At 67.5% G+C, this 14,661-nt stretch carries 16 protein-coding genes; 11 read left to right on the top strand and 5 right to left on the bottom strand.

Annotated features, from left to right (window positions below; all coding sequences use genetic code 11):
* Positions 1–71 precede the first annotated feature (71 nt).
* The 5 genes from YH64_RS12340 to YH64_RS12320 form a co-directional block, all read right to left on the bottom strand.
* The gene (locus tag YH64_RS12340) at positions 72–1,037 is read right to left on the bottom strand and encodes a proline dehydrogenase family protein (protein ID WP_046804530.1); all 966 of its coding nucleotides are present in this window, start codon (positions 1,035–1,037) and stop codon (positions 72–74) included.
* Between the two features lie 95 nt (positions 1,038–1,132).
* Positions 1,133–2,380, bottom strand: coding sequence for a D-amino acid dehydrogenase (locus YH64_RS12335; RefSeq protein ID WP_046804529.1), 1,248 nt, complete (start codon positions 2,378–2,380; stop codon positions 1,133–1,135).
* Between the two features lie 151 nt (positions 2,381–2,531).
* Positions 2,532–2,969, bottom strand: coding sequence for an Rrf2 family transcriptional regulator (locus YH64_RS12330; RefSeq protein ID WP_046804528.1), 438 nt, complete (start codon positions 2,967–2,969; stop codon positions 2,532–2,534).
* A 56-nt stretch (positions 2,970–3,025) separates the two neighbouring features.
* Positions 3,026–4,243 carry an NO-inducible flavohemoprotein gene (gene hmpA / locus YH64_RS12325; protein ID WP_046804527.1) on the bottom strand — a complete coding sequence of 406 codons (1,218 nt, stop codon included), beginning with the start codon at positions 4,241–4,243 and terminating at the stop codon, positions 3,026–3,028.
* 110 nt (positions 4,244–4,353) lie between these two features.
* Positions 4,354–4,992, bottom strand: a complete 639-nt coding sequence (locus tag YH64_RS12320; RefSeq protein ID WP_255444366.1) for a 4'-phosphopantetheinyl transferase superfamily protein — start codon at positions 4,990–4,992, stop codon at positions 4,354–4,356.
* A gap of 135 nt (positions 4,993–5,127) precedes the next feature.
* Between YH64_RS12320 and YH64_RS12315 the strand changes: the two genes are divergently transcribed.
* From YH64_RS12315 to YH64_RS12265, 11 genes are read left to right on the top strand one after another with little or no spacing between them, the layout of a single operon-like run.
* Positions 5,128–5,883, top strand: a complete 756-nt coding sequence (locus YH64_RS12315) for a beta-ketoacyl synthase chain length factor (protein ID WP_046804629.1) — start codon at positions 5,128–5,130, stop codon at positions 5,881–5,883.
* Positions 5,880–6,728 carry a 1-acyl-sn-glycerol-3-phosphate acyltransferase gene (locus YH64_RS12310; RefSeq protein WP_046804628.1) on the top strand — a complete coding sequence of 283 codons (849 nt, stop codon included), beginning with the start codon at positions 5,880–5,882 and terminating at the stop codon, positions 6,726–6,728. Before YH64_RS12315 ends, YH64_RS12310 begins: the two co-directional genes overlap by 4 nt.
* Positions 6,725–6,985 carry a phosphopantetheine-binding protein gene (locus YH64_RS12305; RefSeq protein WP_046804525.1) on the top strand — a complete coding sequence of 87 codons (261 nt, stop codon included), beginning with the start codon at positions 6,725–6,727 and terminating at the stop codon, positions 6,983–6,985. Before YH64_RS12310 ends, YH64_RS12305 begins: the two co-directional genes overlap by 4 nt.
* 17 nt (positions 6,986–7,002) lie before the next feature.
* On the top strand, positions 7,003–7,257 hold the full coding sequence (locus YH64_RS12300; RefSeq protein ID WP_039883125.1) for an acyl carrier protein: 255 nt from the start codon (positions 7,003–7,005) through the stop codon (positions 7,255–7,257).
* Positions 7,254–7,802, top strand: a complete 549-nt coding sequence (locus tag YH64_RS12295; RefSeq protein WP_046804524.1) for a membrane protein — start codon at positions 7,254–7,256, stop codon at positions 7,800–7,802. Before YH64_RS12300 ends, YH64_RS12295 begins: the two co-directional genes overlap by 4 nt.
* 3 nt (positions 7,803–7,805) lie before the next feature.
* Positions 7,806–9,506, top strand: a complete 1,701-nt coding sequence (locus YH64_RS12290; protein WP_046804523.1) for an AMP-binding protein — start codon at positions 7,806–7,808, stop codon at positions 9,504–9,506.
* Positions 9,490–10,266 (top strand): glycosyltransferase family 2 protein, encoded by a 777-nt coding sequence (locus YH64_RS12285; protein ID WP_046804627.1) that lies wholly within the window; start codon positions 9,490–9,492, stop codon positions 10,264–10,266. Before YH64_RS12290 ends, YH64_RS12285 begins: the two co-directional genes overlap by 17 nt.
* The gene (locus YH64_RS12280; RefSeq protein WP_046804522.1) at positions 10,263–11,222 is read left to right on the top strand and encodes a glycosyl transferase; all 960 of its coding nucleotides are present in this window, start codon (positions 10,263–10,265) and stop codon (positions 11,220–11,222) included. Before YH64_RS12285 ends, YH64_RS12280 begins: the two co-directional genes overlap by 4 nt.
* The gene (locus tag YH64_RS12275; protein WP_046804521.1) at positions 11,215–11,658 is read left to right on the top strand and encodes a thioesterase family protein; all 444 of its coding nucleotides are present in this window, start codon (positions 11,215–11,217) and stop codon (positions 11,656–11,658) included. The genes YH64_RS12280 and YH64_RS12275 overlap by 8 nt, the downstream gene beginning before the upstream one ends.
* Positions 11,655–12,338, top strand: a complete 684-nt coding sequence (locus YH64_RS12270; RefSeq protein ID WP_082134454.1) for an outer membrane lipoprotein carrier protein LolA — start codon at positions 11,655–11,657, stop codon at positions 12,336–12,338. Before YH64_RS12275 ends, YH64_RS12270 begins: the two co-directional genes overlap by 4 nt.
* Positions 12,322–14,658, top strand: a complete 2,337-nt coding sequence (locus YH64_RS12265) for an MMPL family transporter (RefSeq protein WP_046804520.1) — start codon at positions 12,322–12,324, stop codon at positions 14,656–14,658. The genes YH64_RS12270 and YH64_RS12265 overlap by 17 nt, the downstream gene beginning before the upstream one ends.
* Positions 14,659–14,661 lie beyond the last annotated feature (3 nt).

The raw sequence follows: 14,661 nt of genomic DNA, 5'->3' as shown, positions 1-14,661 counted from the left end.
GGCAGCGGCGTGGCGTGGCCCATAGCGCGCCGGCCTGTCGCCCCGCCGTCTTATCGCCCTGCTCCGCTACGCTAGCCGAAGTACCGTCCATCCGCGGTCAGCGAACGCGCGAACAGCCACGCATTGGACGGATTTTCGCCGACGCGGCGGATGGCGTAAGGCCACCAGTCGGCGCCGAATGGCAGGTAGACCCGGACGTTATAGCCCAGGCCGCGCAGCGCCATTTGCCAGTCGGGGCGCACACCATAAAGCATTTCAAATTCGAACGCGTCGGGCGACCATCCCCGCTCGCGCGCCAGCGTCATGATGGCGCCGGCCAGCCTATCGTCATGCGTGCCGAACACCGGATAAAACCCCGCTTTGCGCGCGTCGCGCGACAGCATGATGGCGGCCGCGTCCAGATAGGCCAGGTCGATCCGGGCGCGGCCCGCATGGTCCAGCGCGCGCTCGGGAAACGCGCCTTTCACCAGCCGCAACGACGTGTGCCGGCGCACGGCCCAGGCCAGGTCTTCGGGCGTGCGCCGCCGCCGCGCCTGCAAGGTCAGGCCGACGGGCAAGCCGTCTTCCAGCAAGGCACGATGTAGCGCGCAGGTGCGATCGCGGATGGTGGAATCTTCCATATCCAACATCATGCAGTTGCGGCGGGCGATGGCGGCGCGGGGGCTTGCGATGGCGTCGGCGATACGGCGCGCGTTGGCGGCGCCCAGCGCGTCGCTGGCCATGTAGCCGATGGCGGTGGGGTCCACGGATACGTGCACGTCCAGCCCGGCCGCGCCCAGCGCGCGACAGGCGTCGAGGGCTTGCGACACGTTGTGTTCGATGGCGGCGGGGTCGGCCACGTATTCGCCCAGGTAGAACAACGATGACCGGATGCCATGGGCCTGCCACAGCCGCAACGCGGTGCGAACGGCGGCGTGCACATCCGTGCCGCCGACAAAGCGCTGCGCCAGCGACGAGCGCGCCGCCACCGCCCGCATTGCGCGCCCCATGACGGGGCTGCGCGCCAGCGCGATGGTGGTTCTTTGGAAAATGCTCATGAGTGCTCCCGCTAGAGAGCCGCACTATGGCGTGGCCGAACGCGCTTGTATTGAACGCCCGTGAACGCGGGGAATGGCGCCTGGGGGACGCGGGCTCAAGGCCGAAACGGCGCCGGGTCCAAGGGCAGTTCCAGCCCGGCCATCTGCGCCGTCAGCAACGCGGCGCTGCCGCAGGCCAGCGTGAAGCCCAGCGCGCCCTGGCCGATGTTCAGCCACAGGTTGTCGGCCGCCGGACTCTGCCCGATCAACGGTTTGCCGGTAGGCGTGGCCGGGCGCAAGCCGGCCCAGGGGATAGCTTGCGTCAGGTCCAGCGCGGGAAACGCCTCGCGCACCTGGCGCTTGAGCAGCTCCACGCGCGCCGGATCGATATCGGCGTTGGCGCTGCCGATATCGACCATGGCGGCAATGCGCAGCACCTTGCCCACGCGCGCATAGACGATGCGGCGCTCGTAATCCGTCACGCTGATACGCGGGGCAACCGTGTCGTCGTCCGCCAAGGGCACGCTCAGGCTGTACCCCTTTAGCGGATACAAGGGCACGTCATGCCCCAGCGGCTTGAGCAGCGCACGGGTGCCGATGCCGGTGGCCAGCACGATGGCGTCGGCGCCGATGTCGCCATGGCGCGTGTTCACCGCGACGATGCGGCGGCCTTCGCGCTGCAAACCCGTCACGGGGTTGGACATGGCGCATTCCACATTGCCCAGCGCTTGCAGGCGGTCGAACAGGCCTTCGGTGAACTGACGGCAATCACCCGCCTCTTCGCTGGGCGTGTAGATCGCGCCCGCCAGATTGCGGCCCATGGCGGCCAGCGCCGGCTCCATTGCCAGGGTTTGCGCCGCATCCAGCACCTGCTGCTGCGCGCCGTGCCCGGCCTGGTAGGCCACCAGCGCGCGCGCCTTGTCCAACAAGGCGGCGCTGCGGTAGGCGATCAGCTTGCCGTTTTTCAGATGGCCAAAATCCAGGCTTTCCTGTTGCAGCAGCGTGTGCATGACGTCGCGGCTAAGGTAGGACAAGCCCAGCAACTGCGCGGTGGACGCCTTGGCCACCGACGCGCGGCAGGCCAGGGCAAATTGCACGCACCAACGCCATTGGTGGGGGTCCAGCCGGGGCCGGAAGCGCAGCGGGGAATCCTGGCGCAACAGCCAGCCCGGCACGCTGGGCAAGACGCCCGGACCGGCCAGCGGCGCGACGTAGCTGTAGCTGAGCTGGCCGCCGTTGGCGTAGCTGGACACTTCCGCCGGCCGCGCCTGGCTGTCCACCAGCACCACATCGTGGCCCTGGCGCGCCAGGAAATACGCAGACGTCACGCCGACAACGCCCGCACCGATTACGCAAACGCGCATGCCTTCATCCAATCAAACAGGGAATCTCCCATTTTGTAACGGCCATGGGCAGCGCGGCAAATGCCAAACGCCGCAGCATCCATAACAAAACATCATGGGATTGAGGGGGGCAAGCGGGCCGGGTCAAGGCAGACGGGTCAAGGCCGACGGGTCAGGCCGCGCGGTGCAGCTTGATGATGGCAGCGGCGGTGGGGTCGCGCACCAGATCGGCCAGCGTGTAGCCGTTAAGCGCGTCGTAGAAGGCGTTCAGGGTCTGGGCCAGCACGCCCGCCAGCCGGCAGGCGCCGTCCAGCGCACAGGGCGGTTCGCGACAATCGATCAGCGGACCCTGCTGTTCCAGCTCGCGGATCAGGTCGCCGACGGGATAGCTGCACGCGTCGCGCGCCAGCCGCAACCCGCCGCCCTTGCCCCGCACGGTACTGATCCAGCCGCGTTGCGACATGAAGTGCACCACTTTGACCAGGTGATTGCGCGACACGTCGAAACGCTCGGCGATCTCCGGGATGGTCACGGCGCTGGGCCGGTCTCGGCACTGCGTCAGATACATCAAGACGCGCAGGCCGAAATCGGTGAATCGGGTCAGTTGCATGGCAAGGTTCGGGTGGCCGGGCGGCCCGAAAAGTTCAGGCCGCCAGGATACACCGCTCAGGCTGGAGCGCCGCCGGTGCCAAAGGCCTCGGCGTGGATGCGCGCGGGTTCCACGCCCAGCTCCAGCAAGGCAGAGCGTTGCGCGGCCATGAACGGCGCCGGACCGCACAGGTAATAATCGGCGCCCGGCACGATGGCCTCGTCCGCGATGGCGCGCAGGTTCACGCGGCCACGGTGGTCGTAGTCTTCGCCGGCCTTGTCGGCGTGGCCGACTTCTTCATAGAAGACCGCCTTGCGTACATTGCCGCGCTCTGCCGCGATGCGGTTCACGTGGTCGCGCATGGCATGCACCGCGCGGTTGCGACAGCCGTGCACGAACCGGATCTGGCGCTTGTCGTCGGTGCGCACCAGGTGGTTCAGCATCGACACCATCGGCGTCAGCCCGACTCCGCCACTGAGCAGCACCACGGGCGCGTCGCTGTCTTCTTGAAGATAGAAATCCCCTTGCGGCGGCGCCACATCCAGCACGTCGCCCTCTTGCAGCCGGTCGTGCAAAGTGTTGGACACCCGGCCTGCCGGCGTCTGGGCGCCCGCGGCCTCGCGCTTGACTGAAATACGCAGGCGATCTTGCCCGGGCGCGTCCGACAAACTGTATTGGCGCGGCTGCATCAGGCCCAGCTCGGGAATGTAGACGCGCACGGACAGGTATTGGCCGGGGCGATAGGCGGGCACCTTGCCGCCATCGGACGGCGCCAGATAGAAGGACGTGATTTCAGCGCTTTCCGGCTGCTTACCCACGATGCGAAAGGCGCGCCACCCCGTCCAACCGCCCGGCTTGGCCGCCGATTCGGCATACAGGCGCGATTCTTCGGCGATCAGCAAGTCAGCCAATTGGCCATAAGCCGCGGCCCAGGCGTCCACCAGTTCGTCGGTGGCGGCCTCGCCCAGCACTTCACGGATCGACGCCAGCAAATGCTTGCCCACAATAGCGTAGTGCTCGGCCCGGATACCCAGGCTGACGTGCTTGTGCACGATGCGCGTCACCACGGGGGCCAGCACGGAAGGGTCGTCGATATGTTCCGCGTAGGCGGTCACGGCGCCGGCCAGCGCATGCTGCTGCTGGCCGCCGGCCTGATGGCCCTGGTTGAACACGTGCTTGAGCTCGGGGTTGTGCTCGAACATGCGCGCGTAGAAATGACGCGTCAGCGCCACGCCATGGGTTTTAAGGACGGGGGCCGTGGCTTTGACCAGCGCGCGGACTTCGGGGCTCAACATCTTGCTGCTCCTTGAATTGCGATCGGGCTCGCTTTAAACATATATTCATAATACATCTTTAAGAACGAAGGGTCATCTTCAAGAACCAAGGACACATCCCGGCGCACCCCTTAATCGATGTCGCGTCGCCATTCGCCAACAAGTGTTAGCGCCGGCAAGGCGCAGCCGGCGCCCCCGCGCCAAATTGGATACCTTGTGGCCGGGTCCGGGCCCTGCCACACCACGGAGGCCATCCATGCGTCCCCCACCATCCAGCTGGCCGCCTGCCACGGGCCGGGCGGCGCGCGTAGCCGCCATGTGCCGTCGCCATCCCTGGCGAGGCCAACCGTGGCCATATCCGCTGGAAAAGCCAATTTTGCTGCCTTGATCAAGGCTTCTTTCAAGGTCCACAGCAGGTAAAAACGATGGCATTGGGCCGGCCCCTCCAAGGCGGCCAGCGCCACGGCCTCTTCCTTTGAGCACACCCAAGCGGCCAGCGCGGCAAAATCCCGGGTGCGCAGGCGCTCAAGGTCGGCGCCCACTGCCCAGCCGTCCGGGGCGCGGGCGCAGACGGCGTGCCCGCCGCTGTGGCTTAGCGACGTCACGCCGCCCGCAGGGGTGGACCGGCGCACGTCATGCAGCAAGGCGCGGCTGACCCGCCAGTCTTCGCGGGCCTTGGGGCCGGATCGGGCGGGCGCCAGCAAGGCGTCGTTTTCGGACAGGTCCTGCACCCGATAAAGTTCGGCGGCGCCTTTGTCCGCCCAATACATGAATAGTTCCTGAATTTCCACGGCAATAAGTAACCAATTACATTTCGAAGACGCGAAACCCCTTGCTGTGGCGTCGACACAAAGTTACTACTGAAAACAAATTCCATGAGCGATGACATAGTAGAATCGCGCGCTATGTTGACGTTTTCAATCGCGCAATGGCAAGGTTGGACGCAAGGAATGGAGTCGCCCGAAGACTGGTTTCATTGGGCGCAACACCCTTACTGTCCTCTTGATGACGCACGCGCGCCCCGCCTGGACTTTCTGCCCCCGATGCAACGCCGCCGGCTCAGCCCGCTTGCCCGCGCGGTGTTCGAATGCGCGTGGCCGCTAGCCGCCGGGCGCCCGGCGATGCCGTTCGTGTTTGCCTCGCGGCACGGCGAAACCACCCGCAATTTCGGCCTGCTGCAAGCGCTGGCGGCAAACGAACCGCTGTCTCCCACCGCGTTCGGCCTGTCGGTGCACAACGCCATTGCCGCGCAGTGGTCGATCATACGCGGTGAAACCACCGAATCCGTCGCGCTGTCGGTGGACGACGACGGCCTGGAGCACGCGTTTGTCGAAGCCGCCATGCTGCTCGACCAGGGCCATGACGACGTCCTGGTGGTGCTGGCCGAAGAACGCCCGCCCGCGCCCTATGCCGCCTGGATCGATGACGTGCCCTACACCTACGCCGCCGCGTTTCGTTTGCGCGCCGGCTCGGACTGGTCACTGGCCCTGTCCTCTGGCGCCGGCGGCCACCGCCCGCCACCCACGTCGTCCTTCGACTTGACGGCAGCAGAGCACGTTTGGCCCAACCCCTTGAACCTGCTGCGCCACCTGACGCTGCGCACCCCCACTTGGGGGCACGCCAATCGCGCCCGACGCTGGACCTGGACCCGCACCGCATGACTAGCACCACCCAACCCCGCCAGGACTTCTGGCTTTGGCGCCTGCTGGCCACCGGCATGGCCTTCACGATGTTCGGCGTGGGCGGCGTGCTGTTGCGCGTGCTGGTCTTCCCGCCGCAGCGCCTGCTGCCGGGCGGCCGGATCGAACGCCAGCGGCGCGCCCGCTGGGCGCTGAACCGCACGTTTCGCCTGTTCATCCGGTTCATGGTTCGGGTGGGCATCCTGACCGTTGAATTCAAGGGCGCCGACCGCCTGGGCAAGCCCGGCCAGATGATCCTGGCCAACCACCCGTCGTTGCTCGATGTGGTGTTTCTGGTGGGACACGTCAAGAACGCCAACTGCATCGTCAAGCATGGGCTGGCCACCAACCCGTTCACGCGCGGCCCCGTTGCCAACGCGGGCTACATCACCAACGACGAGAGCTTCGACATGTTTGACCGCGCCGCTGATGTGCTGCGCAACGGCGAAACGCTGATCGTCTTCCCCGAAGGCACGCGCACGCCGCCTGACGCATTGCCGCAGTTTCACCGTGGCGCCTGCGCCATTGCGCTGCGCGGTGCGCGCATCGTCACCCCCGTGGTCATCCAGATGAACCCGCGCAGCCTGACCAAGGGCGAACCCTGGTACCGGATTCCCGCGCGCCGCATGCGCTATGTCATCCAGGTGGGCGAGGACATCGACCCGACCATCTGGAGCAGCGCGCATCCCCTGCCCGCCGCGGGCCGCAAGATGAATGCCTGGCTGCATGCCTATTTCGAAGCCGAGCTGGCGCGCACCGCGCCGGCCGGCGCTGTCATGAACGAACACGCCACCCGGGACGGTGGCAACGGAGTCAAAGCGGGATGAACCAATTGGAACTTGAGCTCAAGACGCTCGTCATCGAATCGCTGGGTCTGGAAGACATCACCCCCGACGACATCGCGTCCGACGCCCCGCTGTTTGGCGAGGGATTGGGGCTGGATTCGGTCGATGCCCTTGAGCTGGGCCTGGCGCTGCAAAAGCGCTACAGCATCGCCATCGATCCCGAAACGCGCAACATGCGCGAGCATTTCACCAGCATCAGCAGCCTGGCGGACTTTGTCGCCGCGCAGCGCCGCGCTTAACGCAGATGGAGTCCACGATGCATACCCGTGAGGACATCTTCAATACGTTGCGCGATGCGCTGGTCGAGCTGTTCGAGATCGAACCCGAACGCGTTACGCCGCAAGCCAATCTATATACCGATCTGGAAATCGACAGCATCGACGCCATCGACCTGATCGACCACGTGCGCCGCCAGACCGGCCGCAAGTTGGACGCAAACGACTTTCGCACGGTGCGCACCGTCGAGGACGTGGTCCAGGCCATGTGGCAAAAGCAGGCTCCCGACGCATGAGGCGCGGCGTTGCGGCCGGCTTGGCCGTGGCCGGCGTCGCGTATCCCTTTGTGGTGCACGCGACGCTGGGGCGCGTCAGTCCCGCCTGGCTGGCCTTGCCGCTGGCGCTGCTGTGGTTGCTGCGTGGCTTGACCGCGCGCGCCGGGCAACCCGGCGCGCGCTGGCTGCCGGCCGTGGCCGTGACGTTCTGCGTCGTGTTGGCGCTTTGCAATTCCGAAGCATGGCTGCGCTGGTACCCCGTGATGGTCAACGCGATGATGCTTGCCATCTTCGGCGCAAGCCTGCGCGTCGGCCGTCCCGTGGTTGAACAAATCGCCCGCCTGCGTCATCCGAACCTGCCGCCCGAGGGCGTGCGCTACACGCGTAACGTCACGCGTGCATGGTGCCTGTTTTTTGCGGGTAACGGCGCGGCGGCCGCGGCCCTGGCCGCCTGGGCGCCCTGGAGCTGGTGGGTCGCCTACAACGGTGCCATCAGCTATGGCTTGATGGGCCTGCTGATGGCAGGCGAATGGCTGCTGCGTCCGGCAGCCGCGAAGGCGGTTTGAGCCATGCGCTGGACACCGCTAGAACACCTGCTGCTGCCAGACGCAGCCGCCCACGACGTCCTGCTGGCCGACGAGCCGCCATTGACTCGCGCCGCTTTCGCGCAGGCCAGCCTGCGCGCGGCCGGCGCCTTGCAGGCACGCGCGCCACGCCGCGTGGCGCTGTGGTTCGACGACGCCGTGGCGCTGGCCATTGCGCTGTTCGCCTGCTGGCGCGCCAACGTCATCGCCGTCTTGCCCGGCGATGCGCAGCCCGCGACCTGCGCCACGCTGGACGCGGATGTCGACGCCTGGCTGACCGATACCGCCCTGCCCGTGCCGCCGTCGCGCCAATGGCGGCTGGACGGCTTGCAAGACCATGCGCCGCTTGCGCCCGCCGGCCTGGACCCCGCACGCACTCTGGTGCTGTGCACGTCGGGCTCCAGCGGCGCGCCCAAGCCACTGCACAAGCAATGGCGCCAGCTGTCGGCCGAGGTCCACGCCTTGCAGCGACAATGGCCGGAACCGAACGCGCCCGTGCTGGGCAGCGTATCGGCACAACATATGTACGGCCTGCCGTTTCGCGTGCTGTGGCCGCTGTGCGCGGGCCGCTTGATCGACCGCCTTCAGCGCCACTATCCCGAGGAATTGCAGCAAGCCAGCCTGCGCTATCCGTCCTTCACCTGGATAGCCAGCCCGGCCATGTTGCGGCGGCTGGGTCAACGGCTGGACTGGGTGCAACTACGCGGCCGACTGCTGCGTATTCATTCGTCGGGCGGTGCGCTGCCGGTGCAGGTATCCGACGACATTGAACGCGAACTTGGCCTGCGTCCCACCGAAATCTATGGCAGTTCGGAAACCGGTGCCGTTGCGTGGCGCACCGGGGCATCTGACTGGCAAGCCTTGCCCGGCGTTGCGCTCAGCACAGGCGCCGACGGCGCGTTGCGCGTGCAATCGCCCTGGGTCAACGCCGCCGACGAACACACCTCGGATGGCGCCCGGCTGACCGGCAGCGGCTTTGAATTGCTGGGCCGCCTGGACCGCATCGTCAAGATCGAAGAAAAACGGATCTCGTTGCCAATGCTGGAACAGGCGCTGATGCGCCACGGCTATGTGGCCGATGCGCGCGTGGGCATCGCGAGCGGCGCCACGCGCCTGACCGGGCTGGTCGCGCTGTCGAGCGCGGGACTGCATGTGCTGCGCAACCAAGGCCGCAAGACGCTGGTGGACGCGCTACGCACGCATCTGGGCACGGGCTTTGAGTCGCTGGCCATCCCGCGATCGTGGCGGCTTTTCAGGCATTTGCCCACCAATGCGCAGGGCAAGATGCCGCAGGTATTGTTCGACGCGGCGGCGGGTCCGCGCCCGGTGGACCCCCATGTGGTCGAACTGCCCGGCCAACCCGGCAACGAACGCCGCTACACGCTGGATATTCCCTACGACCTGGCGTTTTTCAGCGGGCATTTCCCGACGGTGCCCGTGGTGCCGGGCGTCGCGCAAATCAGTTGGGCGCTGTCGCTGGCGCAGCGCGGTCTGTGCCCCGGCCTGCAATTTGGCGGCATGGAGGCCCTGAAATTCCAGCGCTTGCTGCGCCCCGGGGATCGGGCCGTGATGGCCTTGCGCTGGGACGAGGCGAAACAAAAGCTGTATTTCACCTTGACGGTGGACGACGCGCCCTGCTCGTCGGGCCGCATGATTCAAAGGGATGGCCATGCCGCAACCCCATAAGCTGTGCGCGGTCATCCCGGTTTACAACCATGGCGCCACGGTAGCCGCCGTGCATACGCAGATGGCGGCGCAGGGCTTGCCCTGCGTGCTGGTGGACGATGGTTCCGAGCCGGGCTGCGCGGCCGTGCTGGACACGCTGGCCGCGCAGCCGCGCACGCACCTGGTGCGCCGCGCCGTCAATGGCGGCAAGGGCGCGGCGGTACAGGACGGCCTGCGCGCCGCCGCCGCCTTCGGCTATACCCACGCCTTGCAGGTGGACGCCGATGGCCAGCACGCCTTGCACGACGCCATCGCCATGGCCGAGGCGTCGCGCGCCCACCCGCAAGCCGTGATCTGCGGCGCGCCCGTCTACGGCGACGATGTCCCGCGCAGCCGCCTTTACGGGCGCTGGCTGACCCGCGTTTGGGTCTGGATCAATACGCTGTCGCTGGACATCCCCGACGCCATGTGCGGCTTTCGCATTTATCCATTGGCGTCCGTGCTGCCCGTCATTGACCGCGCCGGCGTGGGCCGCCGCATGGATTTCGACATCGCCATCCTGGTGCGCCTGCATTGGCGCGGTGTGCCAATGGCGTGGCGCCCCACCCGCGTGACCTACCCGGCAGGCGGCGTGTCGCATTTCAAGGGCCTGCGCGACAACGTGCTGATCAGCCGCATGCACGCGCGGCTGTTCTTCGGGATGCTGGGCCGCGCGCCGGCGTTGCTGTGGCGCCGCCTGGCACGCAGGGCGCACCGCCTGGCAGGAAGGGCGCAATCTTGAGCGCCGCCGATTCCCATTGGGCCCACCAGCGCGAGCGCGGCAGCCCCCTATTGATGCGCCTGACGGCCTGGGCCGCGCGTCGGCTGGGCCGCCGCGTGGTCGCGCCCGTGGTGTGGATCGTGGTGCTGTACTTCTACGCATTCGGTGGCCGCGCGCGCCGCGCCATCGCGCAGTACCAGCAGCGGCTATCCGGCACGACAACGCCCGACATGCCCGACATGGCCAACATGCCGCCCTTGCCGCACGTGCCGCTGCCGCGCACCCTGCCCGTCTACCGCCAATACCTGGCCTTCGCCGACGCCATGCTGGACAAGCTGGACGTGTGGCAAGGCAAGATCACGCTGTCGCACCTGGACATCGCCGACCCCGACGGCCTGCATGCGCAAATGGGCACCGGCCGTGGCCAGATCCTGGTGGGCTCGCATCTGGGCAACATCGAAGTGTGCCGCGCGCTGGCCGAACAGTCGGGCGCGCTGCGCCTGAACGTGCTGGTGCACAGCAAGCACGCCGTGCATTTCAACCGTCTGCTGGATGAGGCCGGCGGTGGTTTGCGCATGATCCAGGTCAGCGAACTAGACGCCGCCACCATGCTGGACCTGGCGCAGCGCCTGGATCGCGGGGAATGGCTGGCCATTGCCGGCGACCGCGTGCCGTTGCAGGGCGACCGCACCACGCGGGTCAACTTCCTGGGTGCGCCGGCCGCGCTGCCGCAAGGGCCCTGGCTGCTGGCGGGGCTGCTGCGCTGCCCGGTCAATGTGCTGTTCTGCACGCGCCATGGCGGCCGCTACCGCGTCGCCATGCAACGCCTGTGCGACGGCATCGAATGGACGCGCGCCACGCGCCAGGAACGCATCGCCTACTGGGCGCAACGCTATGCCGACCAACTTGCCGCGCACTGCCGACTGGCGCCGCTGCAATGGTTCAACTTCTACCCTTTCTGGAAAGACGATGCGTAAACGAGGCCTTATCGGCGCACAGGTCGACATCCAGGTCCCCTTCTTCGACGTCGACTCGCTCAATGTCGTGTGGCACGGCCACTACGTGAAGTACCTGGAGCAGGCGCGTTGCGAACTGCTGGACCAACTGGGCCACAACTACGACGCCATGCGCGCCAGCGGCTACGCCTGGCCCGTCATCGATCTGCATTTGCGCTATGCCCAGCCGGCCGAGTTCGGCCAGCGCCTGACGGTCCGCGCCGAGCTGGTGGAATGGGAAAACCGCTTGAAGATCAATTACCTGATCCTGGATACGGCAAGCGGCAAGCGGCTGACGCGCGGCACGTCGGAACAGGTGGCCGTCTGCATCGCAACCCGTGAAATGCAGCTGACCTCGCCACCCGCGTTCGTGGACGCCGTGCGGCGCAAGCTGCATGCCCTGGAGGCGTCCACATGAAGGCGCCTGCTGCCAAGTCGTTTGCACTGGGGCTGAAACACGGCTTGAAACGCGGCCTGACACTCGCACGACATGCGGCGCTGCGGCAGTTGCAGTGGCTCTTGCTGTTGCTGATCGCGCTGCCGTGGACCGCGCACGCTTTCAGCCTGGACGACCTGCAAGCCCAGCTGCGTGCCACGCCGGTCGTGCGTGGCCATTTCATCCAGCAAAAATTCCTGCGCTCGCTGCCGCAGCCCCTGACCAGCCGTGGCGACTTCACGCTGGCAGCCGGCAAAGGGCTGTTGTGGCTGCTGCGCACGCCCATCGCCCAGGACCTGCGCATCGACGCTGGCGGCATATCGCGGCGTGATGAATCCGGGGCCTGGCAGGCGTTGCCGCAACAGACCGGGTCGGACCGCGAGAACCGGCTGTTCCTGTCGGTGCTGGCCGGCGACACCAAAGACCTGCAAGACAACTTCGACCTTGCCCTGACGGGCGACGCCGCGGCATGGCAGCTGATGCTGACGCCGCGGTCCGCTTTGCTGCGCCAGATTTTCGACAACATCCAGATCAACGGCGGCAAGCTGGTCGACCGCATCGAATTGCGCGAATCCCAAGGCGACCGCAGCGTCCTGCAAATGACGGACGCGGTTGCCGCCGACGCCCTGACTTCAGAAGAACAACGTGCGTTTTCCCATTGAGCGCTGGCTGCCCCGGCTGTTCAAGCTGGGTCTGCTACTTGTCCTGTGCGTGGGCGCGTGGCAATGCCGCCATGGCTGGCCGGTGTCGGCCAACCTGATGGAGCTGGTGCCGCACACCCAGGCCGACGCCACGCGGCAATTGGCCGAAGCACGCATCCAGGAACCGCTGTCTCGCCAGTTGCTGGCGCTGGTGGCGGCGCGGCCGGGCGCGGACCCGGTGGCGCCCGCGCGCACCTTGGCCGACCGCCTGCGCGACAGCGGCCTGTTCGCCTCGGTGCAGCTGGAATTGAATGTGGACGTGGCCGCGCTGCGCGCGCAGCTGCTGGCCGGACGCCTGGCCATGCTGCCCCCTGCCGACCGCGACCAACTGGCCGGCGACCCCGCCGCCTACGCCCAACGCCGCGCGCGCGAATTGTCCGACCCGTTTTCGTCGTCGGGACTGGTGCCCGTGGACCAGGACTGGCTGGGGCTGACCCGGCGCGCCGAACAAGCGTTGCGGCCCGGCGGCTCGGTGCAATACGACATGGGCACCGGCACGTTGCAAGCGGAACATGCCGGCCGGCGCTGGGTGCTGGTGCGCGCCGAAACGCGCGCTGACGCGTTCGACACCGACGCGCCGCAGGGCCTGGCGGCCCGCATCGACGAAGCCCGCCAGGCGCTACAGGCCGACGGCGCGGAACTATTGGTCGCCGGCGGCCCGCTGTACGCGGCGGCCGGGCGGGCGCAGGCCGTGGCCGAAAGCTCCTGGATCGGGTCCATCGCCATGGCCGGCATCGTCCTGGTGCTGTTGCTGGCCTTGCGCCGCGCGCGTGCGTTGCTGGCGTTCATCCCGGTGGCGGTGGGCCTGTTGACCGGCGCCGTAGCCTGCGTGGCGGTGTTTGGCTCGATCCATGTGCTGACGCTGGTGATCGGCGCCAGCCTGATCGGCGTGGCGGTGGACTTTCCCATGCACTGGCTGGGCAAAAGCTACGGCATGGCCGACTGGCAGGCATGGCCCGCGCTGCGCCGCGTGTTGCCCGGCCTGACCATCAGCCTGGCGGCCAGCCTGGTCGGCTACGTGGCGCTGGCCTTTACACCGTTTCCTGCCCTGACGCAGACGGCCGTCTTTTCAGCCGCCGGGCTGTTGGGCGCCTACGCGTGCACGGTGTGCCAGCTTCCGGCATGGATGAACGGCTGGCATCCGCGCCCATGGCCGCCGCTGTTGCACGCCGCCGAAGCGGCTTTGCGCTTGCGCGAACGCGTGGCGGGCCGACGCCTGCTGCTGGCGGCGGGCGCGCTGGCGCTGGTGGCCGCTACCGTGGGTGGCGTCAGCCGGCTGGTCATCCAGGACGACCTGCGCCAATGGTTGAGCCTGCCCGCGCCGCTATTGCAACAAGCGCGCCAGATCGGCGAGATCACCGGCTTCACGCCAACCAGCCAGTTCTTTCTTGTGCGCGCGCCCGACGCGGACGAGCTGCTGCGCCGACAAGCGCGGGTGGCCCGCAAGCTGGACGCGCTGGTCCAGCGTGGCGACCTTGCCGGTTACAGCGCGCTTAGCCAACTGGTGTCGCCCGTGCAAGACCAGCTGGCGCTAGGCCGGCAACTGACGGCGCAGGCCGCGCGGCCCGACCCCTGGAAGCCCCTGACCGACCTGGGCATACCGTTTGAGGCCTTGCAGCGCGAACTGAATGCCTTCGCCACCTTGCCTGCGTTGACCATCGACGCCGCGCTGCAAGGCCCGATTGCCGAACGCTGGCGCGGCCAATGGCTGGGCGTGCACGACGGCCAGGCAGCCGGCATGGTCACGCTGCTGGGCCTGCGCAGCGCCGCCGCGCTGGACGGCATCGCGGGCGATTTGCCGGGCGTCGAACTGGTGGACCGCAGCGGCGACTTGAACCGCATGTTCGCCTCAACCCGTATCGAAGCCGCCGAACTCAAGCTGCTGTCCTATGGGGTGGCGGCCGTCTTGCTGCTGCTGACGCTGGGTCGCGCGGCCACCTGGCGCATCCTGGCGGTGCCGCTTGCCGCCACCGCCTGCGCCTTGGCCGCGTTGGGCTATCTGGGCCAGCCCCTGACCCTGTTCAGCCTGTTCGGCCTGCTGTTGGTGTCCGCCATCGGCGTGGACTACGCCATTTTCATGTACGAACGCGTGGCGGGCGCCGCCGCCAGCCTGGTCGGCGTCCTGCTGGGCGCCGTCACCACCTTGCTGTCCTTCGGTCTGCTTGCCGTCAGCCAGACGCCTGCCATTGCGAACTTCGGCATGGCCGTCGCGCTGGGCGTTGCCTTTTCTTTGCTGTGGTCTCCCTGGGTGCGTCCGCCCCAGCGCGGCCGCTCCCATTAGCCC

The sequence above is a fragment of the Achromobacter sp. LC458 genome, assembly GCF_001005835.2.
Lineage (GTDB): Bacteria > Pseudomonadota > Gammaproteobacteria > Burkholderiales > Burkholderiaceae_B > Achromobacter > Achromobacter spanius_B.
This window is presented reverse-complemented; position numbering and strand designations above follow the sequence as displayed.

Bases quoted from the DNA above. Each gene is read 5' to 3' on its own strand.
- YH64_RS12340 (WP_046804530.1), bottom strand. From the start codon at position 1,037: ATGAGCATTTTCCAAAGAACCACCATCGCGCTGGCGCGCAGCCCCGTC.
- YH64_RS12335 (WP_046804529.1), bottom strand. From the start codon at position 2,380: ATGCGCGTTTGCGTAATCGGTGCGGGCGTTGTCGGCGTGACGTCTGCG.
- YH64_RS12330 (WP_046804528.1), bottom strand. From the start codon at position 2,969: ATGCAACTGACCCGATTCACCGATTTCGGCCTGCGCGTCTTGATGTAT.
- hmpA (WP_046804527.1), bottom strand. From the start codon at position 4,243: ATGTTGAGCCCCGAAGTCCGCGCGCTGGTCAAAGCCACGGCCCCCGTC.
- YH64_RS12320 (WP_255444366.1), bottom strand. From the start codon at position 4,992: ATGTATTGGGCGGACAAAGGCGCCGCCGAACTTTATCGGGTGCAGGAC.
- YH64_RS12315 (WP_046804629.1), top strand. From the start codon at position 5,128: ATGTTGACGTTTTCAATCGCGCAATGGCAAGGTTGGACGCAAGGAATG.
- YH64_RS12310 (WP_046804628.1), top strand. From the start codon at position 5,880: ATGACTAGCACCACCCAACCCCGCCAGGACTTCTGGCTTTGGCGCCTG.
- YH64_RS12305 (WP_046804525.1), top strand. From the start codon at position 6,725: ATGAACCAATTGGAACTTGAGCTCAAGACGCTCGTCATCGAATCGCTG.
- YH64_RS12300 (WP_039883125.1), top strand. From the start codon at position 7,003: ATGCATACCCGTGAGGACATCTTCAATACGTTGCGCGATGCGCTGGTC.
- YH64_RS12295 (WP_046804524.1), top strand. From the start codon at position 7,254: ATGAGGCGCGGCGTTGCGGCCGGCTTGGCCGTGGCCGGCGTCGCGTAT.
- YH64_RS12290 (WP_046804523.1), top strand. From the start codon at position 7,806: ATGCGCTGGACACCGCTAGAACACCTGCTGCTGCCAGACGCAGCCGCC.
- YH64_RS12285 (WP_046804627.1), top strand. From the start codon at position 9,490: ATGCCGCAACCCCATAAGCTGTGCGCGGTCATCCCGGTTTACAACCAT.
- YH64_RS12275 (WP_046804521.1), top strand. From the start codon at position 11,215: ATGCGTAAACGAGGCCTTATCGGCGCACAGGTCGACATCCAGGTCCCC.
- YH64_RS12270 (WP_082134454.1), top strand. From the start codon at position 11,655: ATGAAGGCGCCTGCTGCCAAGTCGTTTGCACTGGGGCTGAAACACGGC.